Genomic DNA, 22,799 nt, shown 5'->3' with positions numbered 1-22,799 from the left:
CTGCCTACTTCGCAAGCGGCTTGAGGAGGGGGAAGAGGATGACGTCGCGAATCGACGGCGCATCCGTGAACAACATGGTCACGCGATCAATCCCGATGCCCTCACCCGCCGTGGGCGGCATGCCATGCTCCAGGGCGCGGATGTAGTCCTCGTCGTAGTCCATCGTCTCCTGCTGGCCGCGCTTCTTCGCGTCCAGCTGGCCGAGGAACCGCTCCTTCTGATCGAGCGGATCATTCAGCTCGGAGAAGGCGTTGCCGATCTCCCGTCCGGCGACGAACAGCTCGAAGCGATCCGTGAAGTCCGGATTTTGATCATTGCGGCGCGCCAGCGGACTCACCGCCGTGGGGTACTGGGTGATGAACGTGGGGTGAACCAGGGTGCTCTCCACGTGCTGCTCGAAGAGCGCGCCCACCAGCTCGCCATGGTGCATGGTCTCGATGGCCTTGCGCTCGGCCTGGCCGTGGGTCTTGCCGAGCAGCTCGTGCCGCAGCCGGTCCGCGTCCGCCATGTCCTTGTCGCTCAGGGACGGCACCGCCTCGCGGATGGCCTCCGTCATGGGGATGCGCTTCCACCCCTTGCCGAAGTCCAGCACCTGGCCCTGGTAGGCCACCTTCGTGTCCCCCGTCACCGCCTTCGCCGCCCCCGAGAGCATCTCCTCGGTCAGGTCCATCAGGTCCTCGAACGTGGCGTAGGCCTGGTAGAACTCGAGCATCGTGAACTCGGGGTTGTGCCGGGTGCTGAACCCCTCGTTGCGGAAGTTGCGGTTGATCTCGTACACGCGCTCGATGCCGCCCACCACCAGCCGCTTGAGGTAGAGTTCGGGCGCGATCCGCATGTACAGATCGATGTCCAGCGTGTTGTGGTGCGTGATGAACGGCCGCGCCGCCGCGCCCGACACCAGCGGGTGCATCATCGGGGTCTCCACCTCGACGAAGTCACGCGTGTCGAGGAAGTCCCGGATGTAGCGGATGAGCTTGTTGCGCTTGAGGAAGGTCTGCTTGACCTCCGGATTGGACACCAGGTCCAGGTAGCGCTGGCGGTAGCGGATCTCCACGTCCGTCAGGCCGTGCCACTTCTCCGGCAGGGGCCGCAGGGACTTGGTGAGCGGCAGGAACCTGCTCGCCGCGAGGGTCAATTCCCCCGTCTTCGAGCGGAAGATCGTGCCCTCCACGGCCACGAAGTCGCCCAGGTCACACAACTTGAAGAGCTCGTAGGCGTCGCCGAGCACGTCCTTCTTGACGTGCGCCTGGATCTCCCCGGAGCGATCGCGCAGCTTCACGAAGGCGGCCTTGCCGAAGCTGCGCACGGCGACGATGCGGCCCGCGACGCTGTAGGAGACCGGTCCGGCCTTCTCGAGTTCCTCCGCCGTCTGGTTCGCGTGCCGGTCGAGGATGACCTGCGCCAGGTGCTCGGGCCGGTGACCGTTCCCGTACGGATTGACGCCGGAGTCGCGCCACTTCTGCGCCTTGTCGAGGCGCTGCGCGTAGATTTCCTGCTCTTTGGACCCGAGGTCCGCTTCGGCGTTCTTGTTCTCTGGAGTATCGGCCATGGGGCTTCCCGTGAGGGCGCGGCACGCTAGCCAAGCCCACCCCGGGACGCAACGAATGGACGCCGGGCCCCGCTTCTTTCAGGAAGCGGACATGAGGAGGTAGGCCGCCACCGCCGCCGCGAGCAGCACGGGAATGATGATCTCCACCGGGAGACGGTAGTGCGCGTGCATCTGGGTGAGCCTGCGCAGACTGGAGCGCCGCTGCCGCTTCACCCGCGCCATCACCTGGGAGGCCAGTGCCGGAGGCGCCTTGTGACGCTCCACGCCCTTGAGCCGCTGGACGGTGGTCGAATAGTGCTGCCAGCCCCGCTGGCACTCGCCACACCCGTCCAGGTGCGAGCGCACCTCCCGCGCCTTGTCGGCGGGCAGGTCCTCGTCGGCGAAGGCGATGAACAGGGCCCGGGTCTCGCGGTGGCTGAGCTGCGCTGACATGTCCCCGAGTCTCCGCTGAAAACCCTTCATTCCTCAACCCGTCCCAGCAAATCCGCCAGCTTCTCCCGGGCCCGGTGGAGCCGGCTTTTCACGGTTCCCAACGGTAGCTCGGTGATGTCGACGATTTCCTCGTACGCCAGTCCCTCGATGTCCCTGAGCGCCACCAGCATGCGCGCGTCCGGCTCCAACTGGGAGATGGCCCACTGCACCCTCGCCTGCTCGCGCGCGGACTCCAGCGCCGCGTCCGGCCCCGGCGGCGAGCCCAACGCATCGGCCAGCGCGCCCTCGCTCCGCTCGCCGTACTCCTCCGAGCGGCCCCGGCCCCGGCGCTTGAGGTACTTGAGCCGGTTGATGCAGTGGTTCTTGCCGATGCGGTACAGCCACGTGGACAGCTTCGCGTCCTCGCGGAAGCGCGCGAGGTTCTGGTGGGCGCTGACGAAGACGTCCTGCACCAGGTCGTACGCCTCTTCGCGGTCTCCCAGCATCCGCACGCAGAAGTCGTAGAGCCGGTCCTGGTGCGCGAGCACCAGCTCCTCGAAGGCGTCCGGCTCTCCGCGCCGCAGCCGCGCCAGCAGCACGCGCTCCGGCGTCTCTTCCGCTTCCCTCCCGAGCCCTTCGCCCGCAGACACCGGTGACCTCCCCCGCGGCATGCCCCGCGCGCAGCCCTGTCCTCCCGCTCCTCGCCGAGACCCTCTCCCGCGGCCTTGGACAACGAGGCCGCGGAAAGGTTCCCACACTTCGTCCCGGGGCTACTCGGGAGCGCTGCGATTGGGGTTCTTCACCCCCATGAGCTGCGCGGTGACGAACGACTCCAGCTCACCGTCCAGCACCGCGTCCACGTTGCCCGTCTCCACCCCCGTGCGCAGGTCCTTCACCATGCGGTAGGGCGCCAGCACGTAGGAGCGGATCTGCGAGCCGAAGGAGATGTCCTTCTTCTGCGCCTCGGCGGCGTCACGCTCCGCCTCGCGCCGCTTCATCTCCAGCTCGTAGAGACGGCCCCGGAGGATCTTGAACGCCATGTCCTTGTTGGCCGACTGCGAGCGCTCCGTCTGGCAGGTGATGATGATGCCGGTGGGCAGGTGGCGCAGCTGCGCCGTGGACGAGGTCTTGTTGACCTTCTGACCGCCCGCGCCGCCACCCCGGATGAACTTGAGCTCGATGTCCTTCTCCGGAATGTCGATCTGGATGGAGTCGTCCACTTCCGGGTAGACGTCCACCGAGGCGAAGGCCGTCTGCCGGCGCGCGTTGGCGTCGAAGGGGCTGATGCGCACGAGCCGGTGCACCCCCACCTCCGCCTTGAGGTAGCCGTAGGCGAACTCGCCCTCGATGCGCAGCGAGACGTTCTTGAAGCCCGCCTCTTCACCCTCCTGCGCGTCGTTGATCTCCACCTTCCACCCGCGCTGCTCGCAATAGCGCGTGTACATGCGCATGAGCATCGCGGCCCAGTCCATGGAGTCCGTGCCACCCGCGCCCGCGTTGATGTCCATGAAGCAGTAGGAGCGGTCCTGCTCTCCCGAGAGCATCCGCGCCAGTTCCAGCTTGGCCACCTCCCCGTCGAGGGCGCCGAGTGAGTCCTCGGCCTCCCTCGCGCTGGCCTCGTCGTTCATCTCGGCGGCCAGTTCCAGGAGCGTCTGGGCGTCGTCCAGGCCCCTCGCGGCCCTCTCGTAGGCGCCCACGCTCGACTCGAGCGTGGACTTCTCCTTGAGCATGGCCTGCGCCTTGGTGTTGTCGTCCCAGAACGTGGGCAGCGTGGATTCGCGCTCGATCAGCGCGATGCGCGACCTCTTGCGGTCGAGGTCAAAGATGCCCCCTGAGCGCCGTCAGACGCTCGCGAAGCCCGCCGATCTTCTCCATCGAGTCGTTCGCCATGTTGTGTCCTCCCTCTTCTCAGCTTCCAGAAACCTTCAGCTCCGACGTCACGGACGGCGCCGGGACGCGCCCGGCCGCCGGGGCCCTCATGAGCCACATGGCCCCCGCCATCCCCACGGAGATAGGCAGGAGCAGCGCGATGAGGCGCCAGTTGTCCTGATCGAACATGGGCAGCACCTTGAGCACGAGCCCCAGCACCCCCAGCGCCGCCAAGGCCCGCCACAGATGCCACATCCTCGCCCGGGCCCGCGGCGAGCCGCGCATCAGTTGGATGCCCAGGGGCAGCGCGAGCACGGTGAGCGGATTGGCCAGGAACAGGTTCTCGTTGCGGTACGTCACCGTGTGATCCGTGCCCAGCCACATGATGAACAACGCCAGGCCCGGAATCCCGAACACCAGGCCCACCAGCACGTTCTGCAGGCCCAGCAAGACGCGGGGCAGCCGCGCCCCCTTGCGCCGCTCCCACCCCGCCAGCCCCGCCGCGCTTCCACCCAGCACGAGCCCCATCAACAACATCACCGGCGCGTACCGGGGCGGCTGCTCGGGCGTGACGGGACGGCCCTGGGCCTTGAAGAGGGTCACCGTCTTCTCCACCAGGGGGCGCTCCTGCCCGTCTTCTCCCACCACCTGCAGTTCCGCCACCTGGCGCTCCAGCTCGTCCGGCAGGAAGGCCTCCTGCAACCGGGTGACGGGCTTGTCGATCTCATCGTTCATCAGGAAGTCGAGCAGGACGCTCATGGGCGGGCCCACGTCCGTGTAGCGGCGGGTGTGATCCCGCAGGGTCATCCGCCCGGGAACGCTCTCCGCCTGATGGAGTTGTCCGCCCACCACCTTGTCGATCGCATCGCGCAGCCGCGTCACGCAGTTGTCGTTGTAGTGGTGGTACAGGTACTCGCGGTTCTCGGGCAGTACGTTCACCGCCAGCAACCGGCCCAGCTCCACCTTCTGCGCGGGCGACAGGTTCAGCACCTGCAACCGCACGTCCCGGTTGAGGGCGCGGTAGAACCGGAACGTCGGCCCGGGGCGCGTGTCGTCCACCCAGAACTCGAGCCGGCCCATCGCGTAGCGCATCAGCATGCGCTCGTCGAAGGAGAACATCCCGTAATTGTAGAGGCGCGACGTCCTGAGCCGCGCGTCCTCCACCACCAGCGCGCCATGCCCGAACCAGGACGGGACGTCGTCGCCCGGCCCGAAGGTGACCAGGGAAATGGTCAGGTCCTCGCCCTTGCTCTCCCCGGTCCCCCAAGGGGGCGTGTCCTGGGCATACCCGGGAGAGGCAACCAGCAGCAGGCCAAGCAGGCAGAGCATCAACGGGGTCAGGCGAGGCATGGTCCGTTCCAACACGCGGGGGCGGACCTACCTATCACGCGCGCCGCCCGACTCAACCCCACGGATGCCCTCCAGGTGAGCGGATGTCCGCCGGAGAGGGCCCCGACGGCACGCGGACCCCTCAAGTCATGAGCTTGCGGGCCCGGGGGGCCACCGCGTCGCCCACCATGCCGCTGGCCCCCAGCAACCGCTCCTCGGCGCGCGCCATCTTCTGCGCGTCCTTGGGGCGCTCGTGATCATGCCCCAGCAGGTGCAGCAGCCCATGCGCCAGGTAGCGCGCGACCTCCGACTCCAACGTGCGCTCGTACTCCCTGGCCTGCAGCTTCGCCGTATCCAGGGAGATGACCACGTCGCCGAGCTGGCGCGGACCCGGCGTGCCCTTGGGCGCGTCCCCCGCGGGGAAGCTCAGCACGTCCGTCGCCTTGTCCTTCTTGCGCCACGTGCGGTTGAGCCGGCGGATGGCATGGTCGCCCACGAGCGAGATGGACAGCTCGCACCCCGTGAGGTCCAGCTTCTCCAGGAACGACTCGGCCAGGTCCGTCACCTGCCGGGCGAAGCGCTTGCCCTGCGGATGCGCCACCTGCACCGTCACCCGGTTCTCCTGGGGCGCCTCCTCCTCGTCCTCGACGTGAGCCCGCTCCACCCGGAAGGCGGGCGCGCAGACCGAGTAGTAGTCGCACGCGCCCTGGCCGTCATTGCGGTACACCACCCGCCGGCCCCGGGGCACCAGCCCCATCTCGCCTTCCTCGATGAGCTGGCGCCGGCCGTCCACCACCAGGGTCAGCTGCCCCTTGAGGACGATGACCACCTCGTCGAACTCGGGCGTCTGCGCCGGCTCCCTCCAGCCCGGGGGCGCCAGCATGCGAGCCACCGAGACGCCATCCGTGCCCGTCGACGCCGCGCCCACGAACTCCTCGATGCGCTTCCCATCGTCGCGAGGAATCACCTTCCCCTTGCGCAGCCTCACGTTCGCCATCCTCCCGCCTCGTGCCTCAGGTCCCCGTCCCCACCGGACGCGGCTTGCTGTCCTGCTTCGCGGCCGGGGCCACCATCAGCGCGCCCTTGGGGCCCGCCTGCAGCGCCCCGGCCGGATAGGCGGGACGCGCATGATAGATGCCCTCGAGCGTGTGCAGGAAGGACTGCGCGATGAGATTCAAATCCCGCAGCGTCAGATCGCACTCGTCCAGCTGCCCCTCGGAGAAGATGAGGTTGATCATCTTCTGCACCTGGGCCTGCAACCGGGGCGAGGTGGGATCCGGCAGCGAGCGCGTGGAGGCCTCGACCGCGTCGGCGATCATCACCAGCGCCGCCTCGCGGAACTGCGGCTTGGGCCCCGGGTAGCGGTAGATGCTCTCGTCGATGGGGGGCGCGCCTTCCTTGCCCTCCTGCTCCTTGACGGCCTTGTGGAAGAAGTAGCCCACCAGCCGGGTCCCGTGGTGCTGGGGAATCGCGTCCGCCACCAGCTTGGGCAGCCGGTACTGACGCGCCATCTCCAGGCCCTCGGTGACGTGGCGCTTGATGATGACGGCGCTCATCGCCGGCACGAGCGTGTCGTGACGGTTCTCGCCCTTCTGGTTCTCGCTGAAGTAGAGCGGATTCCGGCCCTTGCCGATGTCGTGGTAGTACGCGCACGAGCGCGCGAGCAGCGGGTTGGCGCCGATGGCCTCCGCCGCGTTCTCCACGAGCGTGCCGATGATGATGGAGTGGTGGTAGGTGCCCGGCGCCTGGACGATGAGTTCCTTGAGCGCGGGGTGGTTGAGGTTGGCCAGCTCCAGCAACTTGAGGTCCGAGGCGTAGCCGAACACGGACTCGATGAGTGGCGTGAGCGCGAGCACCAGCACCGGCACCGACAGCGCCGTGCCCACGAAGGCGAACACCGCCGTCATGAGCGTGTCCACGGTGAGCCCCTTGCCCTCGGCCAGGAAGAGGCAGAGCACGGCCACCAGGTTGGCCACGCCGGTGATGAGACCCGCCCGGAAGATGCCCACGCGATCCTTGGCGCGGGTGATGCGATCGGCGGCCACCAGCGCTCCCACCAGGGCGTAGATGCCAAAGGACAGTGAATTGCCCAGCATCACTCCGGACAGGCACGCCAGGACGATGGCGAAGAAGAGCGCCAGCTCCTCGGAGAGCACGAAGCGCACCAGCATCGCGCCGGCCGCCACGGGGAACGCGTAATAGAAGGCCTCCAGGGGCAGCGCCGTGTACCGGTCCTGCACCGCGTCCGCGATGGACACCCACACCTGGGCCATGCCGAGCATGCCCACCAACAGCAGGCCCAGGAGCAGCGCGTCCTTGCGCGTGGGGCGGAAGCGCCGGAAGGCCGCCCGGCAGAAAACGTAGGTCGCCGTGATGAGCAGCGCCACCAGACCCGTGCCGCCCACCTGCAACTGCACCAGGTCCAGGCGGTCCGTCTGCGCGCGCATGCCCCGCACCGCCACCAGGTGCGTCTCGTTGACCAGCTCGCCATCGCCGATGACGCGCTGGCCCTTCTTGATGGAGATGAGGGCGTCCTTGACCGCGGCCGCGGCGTGCGCCCGCCGCGCGTTCGTCTCCGCCTTGTTGATGGTCAGGTTGGGCCGCACCAGCCGCTTGGCCAGCCGCAGCACCGCCCGCCGCTGGACGACGGGCGCGTCGGGCAGGAGGTTGCCTGGAACGGAGGCGAAGCGCTCGAGCTCCGTGTGGGCCTCGCGCACATCCACCACCGTGGGCGCCGTGCCCGGCAGCGTCTGCTCGCCGTTGTGCCGCAAGTCCCGCACGGTGATGCCCTGGGCTCCCTCGCGCGACAGCTCCTCCCGCGAGTTCGCGATGTACACGGGCAGGGGATCCGAGAAGCCGTACGCCCGCTCCACCAACGCCAGCGTGGCGGCCTCCATGCTCTCGGAGAACTTCCCGGCATCCAACGCCTGGAAGTCCTCGACGTCGATCGGCGAGTCCCTGCGCCCGAAGAGCAGCGCCTGGAAGCTCTCGCGCATCGACTCCAGCTCCCGGCGCTGCCGCTCCCGGTCCTCCGCCGTCGGCGCCGGCTTGCGCACGGGCTTGCGTGGCTCGGGCGTCTCGGCCTCCGCGGCTTCCTCGGCCCGGGCCTTTTCCTCCAGGCGCACGCGCATGGCGGAGAAGGCCCCGTTGATCGCCGTGCGCAGCTCCGCCACCACCCCCGGACTCAGGTCGAACACGGGGCGGACCGCGGAGCGCGCGTCCTGGCGCCGCTTCTCCGTCATCGTCTCGTGGAGGATGTCGTAGTCGCGTCCAGCCTTGAAACCCGCGGGCGAGCTCGTGCGGAAGGGCTTGCCGAGGTTCTCATCCGAGAGCGCGGGAATCTGCTGGCTGTAGAGGCCCGGGGAGATGACGAAGCCGGCCGCCACCGACACGCCAAGGAGCAACAACGCGCTCGCCAGGCGCCGGCCCCAGTGGGGGCCGAGCCGGAAGCGCCGTGAAAGCGCGTCCAACTGACTGGGTCCGGGGTGCGAGGATTCCGGTTCGGCCATGAGATTCTTGAACCTATGAGAGGCAGGAGGAAGACTTCAAGCAAAGCGGCGGGTGGCGAGATCATTCCCGCCGCCACCCCCGCTCCACCGTCCACCAGACTGCCTCAGTCAGCGATCGGGCTCTCCTCGGAGGCCTCGGGCGGATGAGAAGCCTCGGCGTCCCTGAGGGCCTTGGCGGCCTGCTGGGCGGCATCGAAGCGGTCGTAGGCCCGGATCACTTCCTGGACGAGCGGGTGGCGGACCACGTCGACGTCCGAGAACTCGGAGATGTTGATGCCCTCGATGTTGCGCAGGATGGAGCGCGCGTGGTGCAGACCACTCGTCTTGCCCGTGGGCAGATCCACCTGCGTCACGTCACCGGTGATGACCGCCTTGCTGTTGTAGCCCAGGCGGGTGAGGAACATCTTCATCTGCTCCACGGTGGTGTTCTGCGCCTCGTCGAGGATGACGAAGGAGTCGTTGAGCGTGCGGCCGCGCATGAAGGCCAGCGGGGCCACCTCCACCACGCCCTGCTCGATGAAGTGATTGGCGCGCTCGACGGGCATCATGTCGTGGAGCGCGTCATAGAGCGGGCGCAGGTAGGGGTTGACCTTCTCGGCCAGGTCACCCGGAAGGAAGCCGAGCTTCTCGCCAGCCTCCACCGCGGGACGCGCCAGGACGATGCGCTTGACCTTGCGATCCTGCAAGAAGGACACCGCCATGGCCATGGCCAGGTACGTCTTGCCCGTTCCGGCGGGACCGATACCGAAGACGATGTCGTTGGCGCGGATGGCGTCCACGTAGCGCTTCTGCGCGATGCTCTTGGGAGCGATCTGCTTGTTGGTGGAGCTCTTGAGCACGGGCCCGAGCATCACGTCCTGGAGGGACTCGACACCGCCCCGGCCCAGGACCTTGATGGCCTGCTCCACGTCCTCGCGGTAGACAGGACGGCCCGCCCGGATGATGCCCTCCAGGTTCTCCACCAGTTTCACGGTGAAGGCCACGGCATCGGCCGGCCCCGACAGGTGCAGTTCCGTCCCTCGTTGTCCCACACGGACACCGAGGCGGCGCTCCATGAGCTTGAGGTTCTCGTTCTGGTTGCCACACAGCGCCAGGGTCGTCGCGTTGTCACGGACGTCCACCTTGGCGGAGGTGGGGCTGACGGCTTGGGCCTCTACAGTGGCGGGGTTTCGCAATGCGTCCCATCCCTCGGTGCGGGTGTCGCTGAATTCGACCTCACCTCTACGTAACGTCCTCCTGCTTCCCATGTCGCCAGGAAGCGAGCGGCCGACCTAGCGCAAGGGAGGCAGGAGGATGAACTGCCGATCCGACGTCCGACGGTAATAATAGTCATCTCGCCACGGGTAGCGCAGGTCCTCGTGATGCAGGAGACCCACTTCGACCAGGGAATCCAGTCGTTCAGGTAGGTTGCCCTTTTCAAGGCGGAACACCTCCAGCGCCGCCTGGATTCGCGCCTGTTGGGCACGAGACACCAGGCGCTGCGCCGCCGGGTCCGAGTAGGAGGAGGCGGACGTTCCCTGCAAGTCCCAGGAACCCGGCCGTAGCCGCGAGGCGACGAAACCCAGTGCCGCGATCACCACGAAGGTGACGGCGGCCCGCGCCACCATGCCGCCCACCCGGAAGATCAGGCCCGCGCCACCTCCCGACGCCGCCGACAGGGACAGGCCAGAGGGCGGGATGGCCCGGATGTATTCCAGGTTGAGCAGGTTGACGAGCGCCTTCCAGGTCTCGAACTCCCCCAGGCAGCTGATGTCCACGAGCTTGTTCACATCGCGGCCCGGCGCGATCAGCGCGTGCACGCGGCGCTCGGAGGAGCCAATGGACTGGAACTCGCCCTTGTTCTCGTCCTTCTTCTCCTCGGAGAAGGCGTCATCGAAGGCGGCGTCGAAGTCATCCTCCTTCGGCTGGGCCTTGGGCGGAGGCAGCTCCTTCACCTTCTCGAAGGTGGTGGCCTCGTTGGAGAGCTTCTTGCGCAGGTGGGGCCACTCGTCCACCATCCGGAAGCCTTCCATCAGGACGCTCTCGGCGCGCAGCGGCGTGAGGTCGTCCGCGTCCACCTGGACGCTCTCCTCCTGCTTGAACTCGTAGTTGCCCGCCTTCCAGGAGAAGAGCCCGTAGAGGCTCTCCGTCACCTGCAGCCGCATCATCTGCCGCAGCTTCTCCTGGGTGATGACACCCGTGGCGATGAGCACGTCCCCCAGCCGCTTGAGGGTGCGCTTCTGGATCTCCAGCGCGCTGTCCAGTTGCTGCTGGGTGATGAGCTCGGCGCTCACCAGCATGTTGCCAAGCAACTGCTTCTTCTGGCGCGTGACACTCTCGGCCCGGACGATGTTGCCGTCCCGGATGAAGACCTGGACGTCCTGATCCTTGTTCTTGAGATAGAGCACCCCGGTCTTCTGCTGCTGCCCGATGAGCTGCAGGATGTCCGCGATGCCGAAGTCCTTGAGGGTTCCTGTCAGGGCCATCGTCGTTCCTGCCTACTCGTTCTGGCGGCGGTACAGGCCGCGCAATGTCAGGAGATGAAGGGGGATGAGGAAGAGCAACACGGGGGCGAGCTTGAGGTAGAGCGGTGCCTCGCCATAGGGCGAGCGCAACACGCCGGAGCGCAACAACACCCCGGCCACCGCGAGCAGGAAGAAGAAGGCATAGAGCGCGCCGCGCACCGCCAGCCCGTGGAAGACGTGGCCCGCGCCGGACACCAGCACGCCCAGGATGTAGGACAAGCCACTGCTCCAGCGGCGGTTGCGTTCGATCTCGATGTGCTTGCGGGCCCGCACACGCGCCTCCACCACCACCCTGCGCGAGAAGACGTTGACGCACTGGGCGCACGTCTTGCTGGCCACGCCCAGCTCCTTGTCACAGCGCCGGCACACCGGGCGGCCGCACTTCTCGCACTCGCGCGAGGCCTTCAGCGTCTGGCCCGCGAAACCAAAACCGAAGGCGAACAGCGCGCCCAGCAGGCTCAGGCTCCAGGCGGCGAACCCCGAACTCCCGAGCAACCGGCGCGACAGCTGCGCCTGCACCCGCTCGGCCAGCACTGGATCCTGGGGCACGGGCAGGTCCGCCCTCGGAAGGGAGGGCGCGAGCAACAGGCGGTTCATCAACAGGCGCTCATCCGGAGGCCGCCTCCAGTCCCGCAGCAGGACGGGATCCAAGCGCGCCGCGGCCGCGAGCGCGTCGCTGGCCTTCTGATTGTGCGAGCCAATCTCCGAGTCTGGCGCCACCGCCGCACGGCGGCGGTAGACCTCGGCCAGGTTGAAGGGAGGCGCGACCAGTCCGGGGTCCGCCGACAGGGCCTCGGTGTAGAGCCGCGCCGCGCCGTCCGAGTCCCCCGTGGCCAGCAGCGCGTTGCCCAGGTTGGTCATCAGCGCGGCGTGGCCGGGGCGCAGGGCGGCGGCCGCCTTGTAGTGCACCAGGGCCTCCGTCATCTGGCCCCGGCGGGCCTCGAAGCGCCCCAGCGCGAAGAGCTCGGCGAAGTCCGCCTGCTTCTTGTCGTGGCGCGCCCTCACCCGCTCCGCCACCAGCTCCGCGTCGAGCCCGCCATGCTCCAGCACATAGACGTCCTCGGCCACCGTCTCCGCGAACATCGCGGACTGGGCGAGCTTGCCGGCCGCGAGCGGCACGAGCGCCGTCAGGACGATGAGCCCCGCCGCCACCGCCCGCTCCACCCGCGTCAGGTAGAACGCCACCGACGACAGCAGGATGATCAACACGGGCACCAGGCCCCAGCGCAGGGCCAGGGGCGTGCCCAGCAGCAGCACCACCGCGAGCGCCGTGGACTGCCAGCGGGCGGCGGCGCGGGGAAACAGGTGGTGGAAGTCATGCAGCATGTAGCGCACCCGCCGCACGAAGAGCACGCCCACGATCACCACCGCCGTGGCCATCAACGCCACCAGCACCACCGCGCCCAGGTCCGCCAGCACCGGACGCTGGTAGCGGGGATCCCTCAACATCACCCCGAGCGCGGCCTTGAGTTCACGCGAGTAGGCGCCAACGGCCTCGGGCGAGCGCTCGGCATAGGCCTGGGCGAGCGCCAGACGCGCATAGGGGAGATTGGGAGAGAGCGCCGCCGCGTTCTCCACGAGTTGCAGCGCGCCCGCCTCATCATGCGCCTTGCGCCGCCCCTCGGCCGCGCGGATGAGGCCCATGCTGAAGGCCTCGATGTCCAGCGCCGCCACGTCGTCCTTGAGGGACACCAACTCCTGCAGGGCCTTGCGCGCCGCCTCGTTGTCCAGCGCCGCCACGGCGCTCTGCCACCTGCCCCAGGCCGCATGCAGATCCGCGTCGGTCACGCGAGGCGTGAGGATGGGCGCGGGGGGCGGCCGGACCACGGGGGCGGGCTCGGGAGGCGCCGCGGGGAGCTCGCCCTCGCCCTCGCCCTCGGACTCGCCCTTGGTCTTGGTTCCCTTGCCCGCGCCACGGGGGTCCTCGCCCTTCGACTTCTGGCCCTTGGCGTTCTTGCCCTTGTGCCCCGCGGAGCTGGCTTCCGGGTCCTCGTCTCCAGAGTCGTCGGACTCCGGCTCGTCGGGCATGGCCATCTCCTCCGGGTCCAGCATGGAGGGATCTTGGAATTGCTGCGCATGGGCCTGCCTCGCGGGAAACCCCGAAAGGAGGCACAGCAGCAGCGGAAGGCAGCGCAAGAGGGAGGGGCGCAACATTCGGAGACCCGAGCATAGGCGACGGGTCCGTCACACGGAAGTTGTCGTCCCCCACCCGCGAAGTTCTCGTGCTAACTGCAACCCGCTCGCTCGGAGAGGGGAAGCAACCATGGGTTCAGCAGGACAGCAATTGGACAGGCTGGCGGAAATCATGGCTCGCTTGCGCGCCCCCGATGGCTGCCCGTGGGACAAGAAGCAGGATCTGCGCTCGATGCGCCCCTACCTCACCGAGGAGGCCTTCGAGGTCCTCGAGGAGATGGACCGGGTGGCCGAGGGGAGTCCCTGGCACCCGCTGTGCGAGGAGCTGGGGGATCTGCTCTTCCAGATCGTCTTCCACGCCCGGCTCGCGGAGGAGCTGGGGGAGTTCACCCTGGCGGACGTCTGCGCCTCCATCGGCGACAAGCTCACCCACCGCCACCCCCATGTGTTCGGGGAACGGCGCGAGGACGGAATGCCCCAGCCCCTGGCCAACTGGGCGAAACTCAAGGCCGAGGAGCGCAAGAAGAAGACGGGCCGGGAGGGCTCGGTGCTCGACGGGATGCCCATGGGTGCGCCCTCCCTGCTGCGCGCCGAGCGGCTCCTGGAGAAGGCGAGCCGCATCGGCTTCGACTGGCCCGCGCTGGAGCAGGTCCGCGCCAAGCTGTCCGAGGAGCTGGGCGAGCTGGACGAGGCCATCACCTCCCAGGATCGCGATGCCCTGGAACATGAGCTGGGAGACGTGCTCCTGGCCCTGGCCAACCTCTCGCGCTTCCTGCGGACCCCCGCCGAGGACGCGCTGCGCATGGCCCTGCGCCGCTTCACCACGCGCTTCCAGCACATCGAATCCGCCCTGCGCTCCGAGGGCGTCTCCATTGGGGATGCTACCCTGGACCACATGCAACGACACTGGCAGGCCGCCAAGGCCGCGGAGAAGGCCCTGCCTCCCCCTACCCGCGTTCCCCGTGCCGCCCTGGCCTCCCTGCGGCTGACGGTGGGAGACCTCGCCGCGCAGCGCGCTTTCTGGGACCGGGTGGCCCCCCTGCTCGGCTGGCAAGCGGAGCGAAGCACGGCCCAGGAGGCGGTGTACGGGGATGGGCTGTACCGGCTCGTCTTCGTCGCCGGCCCCACTACGGCCTCCCCCACCCTCCTCACCTTCGAGGCGCCCTCCGAGGCGGCCGTGCGCCGGCTGCATACCCTCCTGGAGGACGTCTCCCCGGGGTGTGTGCGAGAAGGCGACCTGGAGCCAGGCCGGATCACGTTTCGTGATCCTTCCGGGGTTCAATGGGAGTATGCCGTCACTGAACGATGAGGGGAGGGCCTGCGGGCATCCGGATCATTCTGGGATCACGCAAGTCTTGACGCTCCGGTAGGCGCCGAAGTAGGTACGCCCCCTCTTTCCACAGAAGTACGCTGGAGATCACCTTGGCCAACACCAAGTCTGCAGAGAAGCGTAACCGTCAGGCGCAGAAGCGCCGCGCCCGCAACATCAACGTGCGCACCACGGTGAAGGACGCCGTGAAGAACCTGCGCGACACCCTCACCTCCGACGCGGGCAAGGCCCCGGACGCGTTCAAGGCCGCCGCCAGCCGCATCAACAAGGCCGCGTCCAAGGGCGTCATCCACAAGCGCGCCGCCTCCCGCCGCATCTCGCGCCTGGCCAAGGCCGTCAACCGCGCCAAGGCCGCCGCGAAGTAGTCGTCGCGGGCTTCACCAGTTGTTGGCCAACCGATCGTACCCTTCGCGCATCAACGTCTCGGCGAGACGGTGTAGCGCGGCCTGACGGTTGGCCTCGGCTTCCAGGACGTCGCCGGACACGCTCGCCGTGCCCGGCAGGAAGTCCTCGTTGCCAGAGACCACCGTCTCCGACACCACCGCTCCATCCTTCATCAGCCGCAACCCCACCGTCACCGAAGCGCGGTAGCTGGCGAGCTGAGACCCGGCCACCAGGGTATTGCCCTCGTACACGGGCTCCGTGACGATGGTCGGCGCGCTGCTCACCCCCGCCACCACCCCCTCGATCGTCGCATCACACGAGCCCTGGGCACCCAGGACGCCCGCGCGCACCAGTTCCAGGCGGAGCGTGCGCGTGAAGAGCGCCTCCAGGCCCGGCTCGGGCGTGTCATTGCGGAAGACGGGCGCGCACACCGAGCTCACCCCCTCGGGCAGGCCCGCGCTCCGAGGCGTGAAGCGGTAGCCGCACCCGGCACCCCACAACAAGAGAAGCCAACCCACCGCGCGCATCCGGGACATGCGGCCCACACTAGCGGCGGACGCTCCCCGGTCAAGCGCGACCAGGAAGCCCGGGGCAAGGGGGCGCCCTCGGCTGGCGCCCACCCCGCTCCGCTCAGCCGACGACGAAGTTCACCAACCGCTTGGGCACGAAGACGAACTTGCGCAGCGTCTTGCCCGCCATCGCGGCCTTCACCCGCTCGTCCGCCTCGGCCGCGGCGCGCACGTCCGCCTCGCCCGCGTCCGCCGCCACCTTCACCTCCGCGCGCAGCTTGCCGTTGACCTGCACCGCGTAGGGGATGACGTCGTCCACCACCAGGGCCGGATCGAACGCGGGCCAGCCCTGGGTGACGACGAAGTCCTTGGCCCCATAGGCCTCGGCGATCTCATCGGACAGGTGCGGGGCGAAGGGCGTGAGCACCACCGTCAGCACCTTCACGGCCTCGGCCATGGCGGCCTTCTCCGCGCTCGTCTCCGGCGTGCCCAGCGCGTAGAGCGCGTTCACGTACTCCATGCACCCGGCGATGGCGGTGTTGAAGGACAGCCGCTCGATGGCCTCCCCCACCCGCTTGAGGCACTTGTGCGCCGCGCGGCGGATCTCCAGGGCCTTGCCCTCGAAAGCCCCCTCGTGCGTCGTCCCGGCCGTCCCCTGGTGCTGGTACGCGAGCACCCAGACGCGCTTGAGGAAGCGGAAGGCGCCCTCCACCTGGTCATCCGACCAGTCGAAGTCGCGCTCCGGAGGACCCGCGAACATCACGTAGGCGCGCGCCGTGTCCGCGCCGTACTTCTCCACGATGGACGAGGGCGCCACCACGTTGCCCCAGCGCTTGGACATCTTGCGCCCATCCGGGCCGTTGACGATGCCCTGGGTGACCAGACGCGTGACGGGCTCGTCCACCGGAGACAGGCCCAGCAGCTTCATCACCCGCGTCCAGAAGCGGAAGTAGAGCAGGTGCATCACCGCGTGCTCGGGGCCGCCCACGTACACGTCCACCGGCAACCAGCGCTGGGCCTCCTTCGGATCGAAGGGCGCCTCGGCGTAGCGCGGCGACAGGTAGCGCGCGAAGTACCAGCAGGAGTCGACGAAGGTGTCCATCGTCTCCGTCTCGCGACGGGCCGGGCCCGCGCACGTGGGGCACGTGGTGTTGACGAAGGAGGGCACCTTGGCCAGCGGCGGCTCTCCCTTGCCCGTGAGCACCGCCTGGGTGTCGATCTCCGGCAGGCGCACCGGCAACTGCTCGAGCGGCACGGGCTGGCCCTTGCGCTCGGGGTCGCACTTCTCGCAGTAGACGATGGGGATGGGCGTGCCCCAGTAGCGCTGGCGGCTGAAGCCCCAGTCCTTCTGGCGGTACGTCACCTTGGGCTCGCCCCGGCCCTCCGCCTGGAGCTTCGCGCCCATCTTCTGGCGCGCCTCGGCCGAGGACAGGCCCGTGTACTCGCCCGAGTCCACCAGCACGCCGTCCTCGGTGAAGGCCGCCTCCAGCGCGCTGCCCTCGGGCAGCGTGTCCCCCTTCTCGGGCTGGACCACCACGCGGATGGGCAGCGCGTACTTGCGCGCGAAGTCGAAGTCGCGCGCGTCGTGCGCCGGCACGCTCATCACCGCGCCCGTGCCGTAGTCGGACAGCACGAAGTTGGCGATCCAGATGGGTACCGGCTGCCCCGTGAAGGGGTTGAGGGCATGGGCGCCCGTGAAGACGCCCTCCTTCGTGGCGCCCTCGTCCGTGCGGTCCGTCTTGGAGATGGCCGCCATCTTCTTCACGAAGGCGTCCACCTCGGCGCGCTGGGCGGGCGTGGTGATGCGCGAGACGAGCTTGTGGTCCGGCGCCAGCACCACGTAGGTGCAGCCGAAGAGGGTGTCCACGCGCGTGGTGAAGACGCGCAGGCGCTCCTCCGTGCCCTGGATGGAGAAGTCCGCTTCCACGCCCTCGGAGCGGCCAATCCAGTTGCGCTGCATGGAGGTGATGCGCTCGGGCCACTCCTTGAGCTCGTCCAGGCCGTCCAACAGCGCCTGCGAGTAGCGGGTGATGCGGAAGGCCCACTCGGGCATCTCCTTGTCGAGCACCTGCGACTCACAGCGCTCGCACACGCCGTCCTTCACCTGCTCGTTGGCGATGACCGTGAGGCAGCCCGTGCACCAGTTCACCTTGCTGAAGCGGCGATAGACGAGCCCCTTCTCCAGCATCTGGATGAAGAACCACTGGTTCCAGCGGTAGTACTCGGGCTCGCTGGTGTTCACCTCGCGCGACCAGTCGTAGCTGTAGCCCAGCGAGCGGATCTCCTTCTTGAAGGAGTCGATGTTCTCGCGGGTGCGCACCGCCGGGTGCACGCCGTCCTTGATGGCCGCGTTCTCCGCCGGCAGGCCGAAGGCGTCCCACCCCATGGGGTGCAGCACGTCGTAGCCGCGCATCTGGAAGTAGCGCGCGTAGACGTCTCCGATGAGGTAGTTGCGCACGTGCCCCATGTGCATCTTCCCGCTGGGGTACGGCAGCATCTCGAGGATGTACTTCTTGGGCGCTCCGGGGCGGCTGCCCGCGCGGAACACGCCCGCCTCGCTCCAACGGTTCTGCCACTTCGACTCGATTGCCTGCGGCTCGTAACGCTCGTTCATGGCCATGACGGGATGCGTCTTTACGTGGGGGATCCGCCCCCAGGCAACAACAGACGCGCCCTCCCTCGCCCCCTGGACGAGCGACGGCTGCATCCCAGGCCTACTCGAGCCGCAGCAGGCCCTTCACCGTGTCCTGGACCACCTTGGACTGCACGGGCTTGACCAGGTAGGCGCTCGCCCCCAGGGCCATGGCGCGCGCCCGATCCTCCGTGGCCGACTCGGTGGTGATGACCACGATGGGCACGCTCCGGTACGCCTCCGTCTGGCGGATGTGGCGGATGAGCTTGAGCCCGTCCATGAGCGGCATGTTGATGTCGGTGAGGACCAGGTCGTACCGGCCCAGGGTGAGCTTCTTGAGGCCCTCGGCCCCATCCTGGGCCTCGTCGGTGTGGAGCCACGTGCCCAGCCGCTGCAGCGCGTACATCAGGCTGCGCCGCATGGCCTGCGAGTCGTCCACCACCAGGGCCCTGATTTGCCGCGTCATGACGCGGGAGGATAACACCGCCCTCCGTTGGAGCAGGCAGCGGACTGAGCGCCCCACGAGGCCCTGGCGGACCGCCCGGCCCGGCGGCGGCGAGGTGCCATCTACTCGACGGGTCGGCCCCCGGACGTTACCTCCCGAGAATGCCCGAGGGAAACATCATCCACCGCCTCGCCCGCGTCCACCGCCGCTGGCTCATCGGACGCCCCTTCACCGCGGACTCCCCCCAGGGACGCTTCACCGCCGAGGCCCGGCGCCTGTCGGGGCGCGTGCTCCAGGGCGTGGACGCGCATGGCAAGCACCTCTTCCACCACTTCGAGGGCGGCATCCGGTTGCACGTGCACCTGGGCCTGGTCGGCAACATCCGGCACTTTCGCGCCAGCGCCCCCCTGCCCTCGCCCGCCTGCCGTCTGCGGCTCGCCTCGCCCCACGCGACGCTCCACCTGTCCGGACCCCAGGCCTGTGAGTTGCTCACGCCCGACGCCGAAACCGCCCTCCGGGCCCGGCTGGGAGAGGATCCGCTGCGGCCCGAGGCATCCCCCGCCCGAGCCTTCGAGGCCCTTCGCCGCGCACGCGCGCCCCTCGCCACCGTGTTGCTCGATCAAGCGCGCATCTCCGGCGTGGGCAACATCCTGCGCGCCGAGGCCCTGTTCCTCGCGCGTCTGCCGCCCCAACGGCCCGCGTGCGAGCTGCGCTCCGCGGACTTCGAGCGCCTGTGGGACGCCCTGCGCCAGTTGATGGAGGACGCCGCCCGGGATGGCCGCATCGTCACGCCCCAGGCCCCGCCCACCGCCCTGTGTATCCCCGGCAAGCGACGGGAGGATCGCTTCTGCGTCTACGACCGCGAGGGACTTCCCTGCCCCCGCTGCGCCACACCCATCACCCGCGTGACGCTGGCCGGACGGGGGCTGTTCTTCTGCCCGCGCTGTCAGGCCCCGCGCTGAAGCCAGGCGTCAGCCTGGATGGGCGAGCTGGCGCAACAGCGCGGCGTGCTCGGGGTGACGGACCGCCAGATCCTCGCCACGGGGCATCTCCCAGTCCGCGAAGTCGAAGCCGGGGCTCACCGTGCAGCCGCACAGCGTGTAGTCCCCCTCGGGCCGTGCCGCCTGCAAGATGCCCGCGGGAATCAGCACCTGGGGCCGCTCGCCGCGCGTGACATCGCGGCCCAGGCGCACCGTCTCCAGCTGGCGCGTGCTCTCGTCGAGCAGGTACAGCGTCAGGGCCTGCCCGTCGTAGAAGTGCCAGAGTTCGTTCGACGTCACCCGATGCCAGGCCGCGAAGGAGCCTCGGGGCAACAGGTAGTAGATGGCGGTGTCCAACGCACGCGTCCCGCGGGGTGTCTCCACGCGCGACGAGGAGCGCCATGTCTCCCGGTAGAACCCCCCCTCCGGGTGCGGCAACAGGCCCAACGTCCTCACCAGTTCGTCGATCATGACGTCAGTGTAAGTCTTACCCGATTCTTTTCTACCGCTTGTGGAGCAGCACCGAGGCCGCGGACACCGGGGGCGGCTCGATGGCGGTGTTGCGGCGACGCTGCTCGGGCGCGTCCAGGAAGGTGCCCAGGAGCACCCACCGCCGCGCGTCCGCTTCCGCGCCCGGCTTCGCCATGAGCGGCGTGGTGTAGTGCCAGAAGGGCAGCCGGTACAGGGTGATGCCCCCCAGCGTGTTCACGCTCCGCATCTGCGAGAAGTGGCCCTGCTTGGAGTAGATGAGCCACTGGTGTGCCACGGCGCGCGTGGCGAACGTGAGGTGCATGTCCACGTAGCCGTTGGCGGCCTCGGCGTCCTCGGGGTGGTGATCGTTGTGAGGGCCCGCGTAGTCCCCCGGGCCGTAGCACAGCACCTGGATGCCCCACTTGCGCCGCAGGGGCCGGCCGCTCACCGCCGCCGCGAAGGCCGCGAAGCTGTCCGAGCGCATCATCTCCACCAGGCCCACCCGCTCGGCCGCGGCCCACGAGCGCGAGCGCCGGCTCTCCAGCAGGGCCGTGCGCACCCGCACCGTCTTGGGCAGCAGCTCCTCGTAGTTCTCCGTCATCCCGAAGATGCTCTCCGGGGGGATGGGGTCCTCCATGAGCGTGAGGGTGCTCTCCAGGGCCCTGTCCAGCTCGTCCCGGCACGCCGCCGCCTTGCGCGCGTCCAGCACCCCGCTGAGCGCCACGAAGCGGTGGCCCGGCTTGAGCAGCTTGCCGCACGCGTCGTTGTCTCTGCCCTCGAGGATGCGCCGCCCCTTGGGCGTCAGCAGGTCCGCGAACTCGGAAGGAAAAGTCTTCATGTCACCGTCTCTTGCGCGCCAGTTCCACCAGCGCGGGGCCAATCTCGCCCAGGGGCAGCACGCGGCTCACCGCGCCCGTGGCCACCGCTTCCTGGGGCATTCCGTAGACGACCGCCGTGCGCTCCGACTCCGCCCACACCTCACCGCCCGCCTTGTGGATGCTCCGCGCGCCCTGGGCTCCATCCGAGCCCATGCCCGTCAGTACCACACCCACCGAGCGCGCGCCGAACACCTCGGCCAGGCTCATGAAGAGCCGATCCACGGAGGGCGCGTGCTTGTCCTGCATCGTCGGAGGGGGCGTGCCCAGCGTGTACTGCCCGCCCTGGCGGTACACCACCAGCTGCCGGCCACCGGGCGCGATGAAGACGTGGCCCGGCTGGAGCACATCCCCCTCCTGCGCCTCGCGCACGGTGAAGGGGCCCAGGCGATCCAAGCGCTCGGCGAAGGCCCGGGTGAACTGCCGGGGCATGTGCTGGCACACCAGCATGCTCACCGACGGCTCGGCCGAGAGCGCTTCCATGAGCCGCTGCACCGCGGGGGGACCCCCCGTGGAGGCGCCCACCCCCACCACGAACGAGGGCTCCAGCGGGAGTCCCCGGGGACGGCGCGGGGGCGGCGGAGCCCGATCCGGGCGGAGCTGCCGGGCCGCGCGCACCTTGTCCTGGAGCTCCCGGCGCAGCTTCTCCACCGCCTCGGGCGTGGGGCGCGACGGCTTGGCGATGAAGTCGATGGCGCCCAGCTCCAGCGCCTTGAAGACGTCCGCCTGGTGCGCGTAGCTGGAGATGACGATGACGGGCGTGGGCGCGGTGCTCTTGAGCAGGCGCAGGAAGGAGTAGCCCCCCAGGCGCGGCATCTCCAGATCCAACGTCACCACGTCCGGGTGCAGGGCCATCACCTGGCGCAGACCCTCGTTGCCATCCGCCGCGGTGCTCACCACCCGCAGGTCCGGCGCGGACTCCAGCAGCTCCGTCAACAACCTCCGGTTGGACTCCGAGTCGTCCACCACCAGCACCTTCACGGGCGCCAGGATGCTCATGGGCTCCACCCACCCAGCTCCGGCCGGCGGTAGACGAGATCTCCGCGCAGATGCACCAGCTCGAAATCCGCGCTCAGGTTGATGAGGTTCTCCGAGTGCCCCAGCATCAAATAGCCACCCGGCGTCAGCTTCTCGTAGATGAGACGCAGCACGCGCTGGCGCGCGGGCGTGTCGAAGTAGATGAGCACGTTGCGGCAGAAGACGGCGTCCATCCGGGAGCTGCACGAGCCCTGCTCCGGCTCCTGCAGGTTGTGGTGCCCGAAGGACACCAGGGCGCGGATGTCGTCGCGCACGCGCACCCGGTTGGGCCCCAGCTGGACGAAATAGCGCGAGAGCTGATCCGCGGACGTGGCCCGGAGCGCGCTCGGCCCGTACTCGCCCTGCCGAGCCACCGCCAGCACCCGGCGCGAGATGTCCGAGCCGTGCACCTCGACATCCCACCCCTCGAAGCGCCCGCTCTCCTTGAGGAGCATGGCCAGCGTGTAGGCCTCCTCGCCGGAGGAGCAGCCCGCGGACCACACCCGCAGCCGGCGCGTGCGCGCGTTGCGCCGCTCCAACACGGGGAGGACTTCGTCGGAGAAGGCCTTGAGCTGACGGGGCTCGCGGAAGAAGTACGTCTCGTGCGTGGTGAGGGCCTCGATGGCCGTCTCCAGCTCGGGGCGGCGCTGGGCATCGAAGCGCAGGTAGCGGTAGTAGGAGCCGAAGTCCGTGAGGCCCAGCGCCTCCAACCGGGGCCACAACCGCCGCTGCATGACGTACTTCATGTCGTCGCGCACCAGGATGCCGCAATAGGCGTACACGAAGTCGCGCAGCAGGCGGAACTCCTCCACGTTCATCTCCGGCCGGCCTGTATCGAAAGGCATCACCCCC

Annotated in this window: 20 protein-coding genes; 3 read left to right on the top strand and 17 right to left on the bottom strand. The window is 68.9% G+C overall.

The features are described 5' to 3' along the window. Nucleotides 1-4: 4 nt before the first annotated feature. The 10 genes from lysS to MEBOL_RS30185 all read right to left on the bottom strand — a co-directional run bounded on the left by lysS (nucleotide 5) and on the right by MEBOL_RS30185 (nucleotide 13,223). Nucleotides 5-1,549, bottom strand: coding sequence for a lysine--tRNA ligase (gene lysS, locus MEBOL_RS30230; protein WP_095980692.1), 1,545 nt, complete (start codon nucleotides 1,547-1,549; stop codon nucleotides 5-7). A gap of 78 nt (nucleotides 1,550-1,627) precedes the next feature. Next, nucleotides 1,628-1,981 carry an anti-sigma factor family protein gene (locus MEBOL_RS30225; RefSeq protein WP_095980691.1) on the bottom strand — a complete coding sequence of 118 codons (354 nt, stop codon included), beginning with the start codon at nucleotides 1,979-1,981 and terminating at the stop codon, nucleotides 1,628-1,630. Between the two features lie 26 nt (nucleotides 1,982-2,007). Continuing rightward, entirely contained in the window at nucleotides 2,008-2,610 is a 603-nt protein-coding gene (locus MEBOL_RS30220) for a sigma-70 family RNA polymerase sigma factor (protein WP_095980690.1), read from the bottom strand. Nucleotides 2,611-2,730: 120 nt separating this feature from the next. Then, nucleotides 2,731-3,850 (bottom strand): peptide chain release factor 2 gene (gene prfB / locus MEBOL_RS30215; RefSeq protein WP_245918963.1). Its coding sequence is split into 2 segments (ribosomal slippage): nucleotides 2,731-3,780 and nucleotides 3,782-3,850, totalling 1,119 coding nucleotides; the frame shifts between segments, so codons are not numbered across the junction. An 18-nt stretch (nucleotides 3,851-3,868) separates the two neighbouring features. Then, nucleotides 3,869-5,179: an Lnb N-terminal periplasmic domain-containing protein gene (locus tag MEBOL_RS30210; protein ID WP_095980688.1), complete on the bottom strand. Its 1,311-nt coding sequence runs from the start codon at nucleotides 5,177-5,179 to the stop codon at nucleotides 3,869-3,871. A 121-nt stretch (nucleotides 5,180-5,300) separates the two neighbouring features. Beyond that, nucleotides 5,301-6,155 carry an rRNA maturation RNase YbeY gene (gene ybeY / locus MEBOL_RS30205; RefSeq protein ID WP_179956319.1) on the bottom strand — a complete coding sequence of 285 codons (855 nt, stop codon included), beginning with the start codon at nucleotides 6,153-6,155 and terminating at the stop codon, nucleotides 5,301-5,303. A gap of 16 nt (nucleotides 6,156-6,171) precedes the next feature. Then, nucleotides 6,172-8,667, bottom strand: a complete 2,496-nt coding sequence (locus MEBOL_RS30200) for an HD family phosphohydrolase (protein WP_095980687.1) — start codon at nucleotides 8,665-8,667, stop codon at nucleotides 6,172-6,174. A gap of 104 nt (nucleotides 8,668-8,771) precedes the next feature. Continuing rightward, nucleotides 8,772-9,842, bottom strand: coding sequence for a PhoH family protein (locus MEBOL_RS30195; RefSeq protein WP_095980686.1), 1,071 nt, complete (start codon nucleotides 9,840-9,842; stop codon nucleotides 8,772-8,774). A gap of 96 nt (nucleotides 9,843-9,938) precedes the next feature. Next, on the bottom strand, nucleotides 9,939-11,132 hold the full coding sequence (locus MEBOL_RS30190; protein ID WP_095980685.1) for a DUF4388 domain-containing protein: 1,194 nt from the start codon (nucleotides 11,130-11,132) through the stop codon (nucleotides 9,939-9,941). A gap of 12 nt (nucleotides 11,133-11,144) precedes the next feature. After that, a complete protein-coding gene (locus MEBOL_RS30185) occupies nucleotides 11,145-13,223 on the bottom strand; it encodes a tetratricopeptide repeat protein (RefSeq protein ID WP_157823761.1) in 2,079 nt (692 codons plus the stop codon). Between the two features lie 211 nt (nucleotides 13,224-13,434). Here MEBOL_RS30185 and mazG point away from each other — a divergent pair, with 211 nt between their 5' ends. Then, nucleotides 13,435-14,613, top strand: coding sequence for a nucleoside triphosphate pyrophosphohydrolase (gene mazG / locus MEBOL_RS30180; protein ID WP_095980683.1), 1,179 nt, complete (start codon nucleotides 13,435-13,437; stop codon nucleotides 14,611-14,613). 113 nt (nucleotides 14,614-14,726) lie between these two features. Next, on the top strand, nucleotides 14,727-14,999 hold the full coding sequence (rpsT, locus tag MEBOL_RS30175; protein ID WP_095980682.1) for a 30S ribosomal protein S20: 273 nt from the start codon (nucleotides 14,727-14,729) through the stop codon (nucleotides 14,997-14,999). 12 nt (nucleotides 15,000-15,011) lie between these two features. Here rpsT and lptE read toward each other — a convergent pair whose 3' ends face one another. The 3 genes from lptE to MEBOL_RS30160 all read right to left on the bottom strand — a co-directional run bounded on the left by lptE (nucleotide 15,012) and on the right by MEBOL_RS30160 (nucleotide 18,625). After that, entirely contained in the window at nucleotides 15,012-15,554 is a 543-nt protein-coding gene (gene lptE / locus MEBOL_RS30170) for an LPS assembly lipoprotein LptE (protein WP_245918962.1), read from the bottom strand. A gap of 94 nt (nucleotides 15,555-15,648) precedes the next feature. After that, nucleotides 15,649-18,147, bottom strand: a complete 2,499-nt coding sequence (gene leuS / locus MEBOL_RS30165) for a leucine--tRNA ligase (protein WP_095980680.1) — start codon at nucleotides 18,145-18,147, stop codon at nucleotides 15,649-15,651. 94 nt (nucleotides 18,148-18,241) lie between these two features. Further along, a complete protein-coding gene (locus tag MEBOL_RS30160) occupies nucleotides 18,242-18,625 on the bottom strand; it encodes a response regulator (protein ID WP_095980679.1) in 384 nt (127 codons plus the stop codon). Nucleotides 18,626-18,765: 140 nt separating this feature from the next. Between MEBOL_RS30160 and MEBOL_RS30155 the strand changes: the two genes are divergently transcribed. Further along, nucleotides 18,766-19,566, top strand: a complete 801-nt coding sequence (locus tag MEBOL_RS30155) for an Fpg/Nei family DNA glycosylase (RefSeq protein ID WP_095980678.1) — start codon at nucleotides 18,766-18,768, stop codon at nucleotides 19,564-19,566. A 9-nt stretch (nucleotides 19,567-19,575) separates the two neighbouring features. Here the strand turns inward: MEBOL_RS30155 and MEBOL_RS30150 are convergent, their stop codons facing one another. Genes MEBOL_RS30150 through MEBOL_RS30135 form a run of 4 tightly spaced genes read right to left on the bottom strand, consistent with a single transcriptional unit; the run spans nucleotide 19,576 to nucleotide 22,795 of the window. Then, nucleotides 19,576-20,055 carry a cupin domain-containing protein gene (locus tag MEBOL_RS30150; RefSeq protein ID WP_095980677.1) on the bottom strand — a complete coding sequence of 160 codons (480 nt, stop codon included), beginning with the start codon at nucleotides 20,053-20,055 and terminating at the stop codon, nucleotides 19,576-19,578. Nucleotides 20,056-20,086: 31 nt separating this feature from the next. After that, a complete protein-coding gene (locus MEBOL_RS30145; protein ID WP_095980676.1) occupies nucleotides 20,087-20,893 on the bottom strand; it encodes a hypothetical protein in 807 nt (268 codons plus the stop codon). Nucleotide 20,894: 1 nt separating this feature from the next. Further along, entirely contained in the window at nucleotides 20,895-21,929 is a 1,035-nt protein-coding gene (locus MEBOL_RS30140) for a protein-glutamate methylesterase/protein-glutamine glutaminase (RefSeq protein WP_095983092.1), read from the bottom strand. After that, nucleotides 21,926-22,795, bottom strand: coding sequence for a CheR family methyltransferase (locus MEBOL_RS30135; RefSeq protein WP_245918960.1), 870 nt, complete (start codon nucleotides 22,793-22,795; stop codon nucleotides 21,926-21,928). The genes MEBOL_RS30140 and MEBOL_RS30135 overlap by 4 nt, the downstream gene beginning before the upstream one ends. Nucleotides 22,796-22,799: the final 4 nt, after the last annotated feature.

This window comes from Melittangium boletus DSM 14713 (genome assembly GCF_002305855.1).
GTDB lineage: Bacteria > Myxococcota > Myxococcia > Myxococcales > Myxococcaceae > Cystobacter > Cystobacter boletus.
This window is presented reverse-complemented; position numbering and strand designations above follow the sequence as displayed.

Excerpts from the sequence above, each read along its gene's own strand:
- MEBOL_RS30140 (WP_095983092.1), bottom strand. The coding sequence starts at position 21,929 with ATGAGCATCCTGGCGCCCGTGAAGGTGCTGGTGGTGGACGACTCGGAG.
- MEBOL_RS30155 (WP_095980678.1), top strand. The coding sequence starts at position 18,766 with ATGCCCGAGGGAAACATCATCCACCGCCTCGCCCGCGTCCACCGCCGC.
- lysS (WP_095980692.1), bottom strand. The coding sequence starts at position 1,549 with ATGGCCGATACTCCAGAGAACAAGAACGCCGAAGCGGACCTCGGGTCC.
- MEBOL_RS30150 (WP_095980677.1), bottom strand. The coding sequence starts at position 20,055 with ATGATCGACGAACTGGTGAGGACGTTGGGCCTGTTGCCGCACCCGGAG.
- mazG (WP_095980683.1), top strand. The coding sequence starts at position 13,435 with ATGGGTTCAGCAGGACAGCAATTGGACAGGCTGGCGGAAATCATGGCT.
- leuS (WP_095980680.1), bottom strand. The coding sequence starts at position 18,147 with ATGGCCATGAACGAGCGTTACGAGCCGCAGGCAATCGAGTCGAAGTGG.
- ybeY (WP_179956319.1), bottom strand. The coding sequence starts at position 6,155 with ATGGCGAACGTGAGGCTGCGCAAGGGGAAGGTGATTCCTCGCGACGAT.
- MEBOL_RS30210 (WP_095980688.1), bottom strand. The coding sequence starts at position 5,179 with ATGCCTCGCCTGACCCCGTTGATGCTCTGCCTGCTTGGCCTGCTGCTG.
- MEBOL_RS30185 (WP_157823761.1), bottom strand. The coding sequence starts at position 13,223 with ATGCTGGACCCGGAGGAGATGGCCATGCCCGACGAGCCGGAGTCCGAC.
- MEBOL_RS30225 (WP_095980691.1), bottom strand. The coding sequence starts at position 1,981 with ATGTCAGCGCAGCTCAGCCACCGCGAGACCCGGGCCCTGTTCATCGCC.
- MEBOL_RS30145 (WP_095980676.1), bottom strand. The coding sequence starts at position 20,893 with ATGAAGACTTTTCCTTCCGAGTTCGCGGACCTGCTGACGCCCAAGGGG.
- MEBOL_RS30190 (WP_095980685.1), bottom strand. The coding sequence starts at position 11,132 with ATGGCCCTGACAGGAACCCTCAAGGACTTCGGCATCGCGGACATCCTG.
- lptE (WP_245918962.1), bottom strand. The coding sequence starts at position 15,554 with ATGTCCCGGATGCGCGCGGTGGGTTGGCTTCTCTTGTTGTGGGGTGCC.
- MEBOL_RS30160 (WP_095980679.1), bottom strand. The coding sequence starts at position 18,625 with ATGACGCGGCAAATCAGGGCCCTGGTGGTGGACGACTCGCAGGCCATG.
- MEBOL_RS30200 (WP_095980687.1), bottom strand. The coding sequence starts at position 8,667 with ATGGCCGAACCGGAATCCTCGCACCCCGGACCCAGTCAGTTGGACGCG.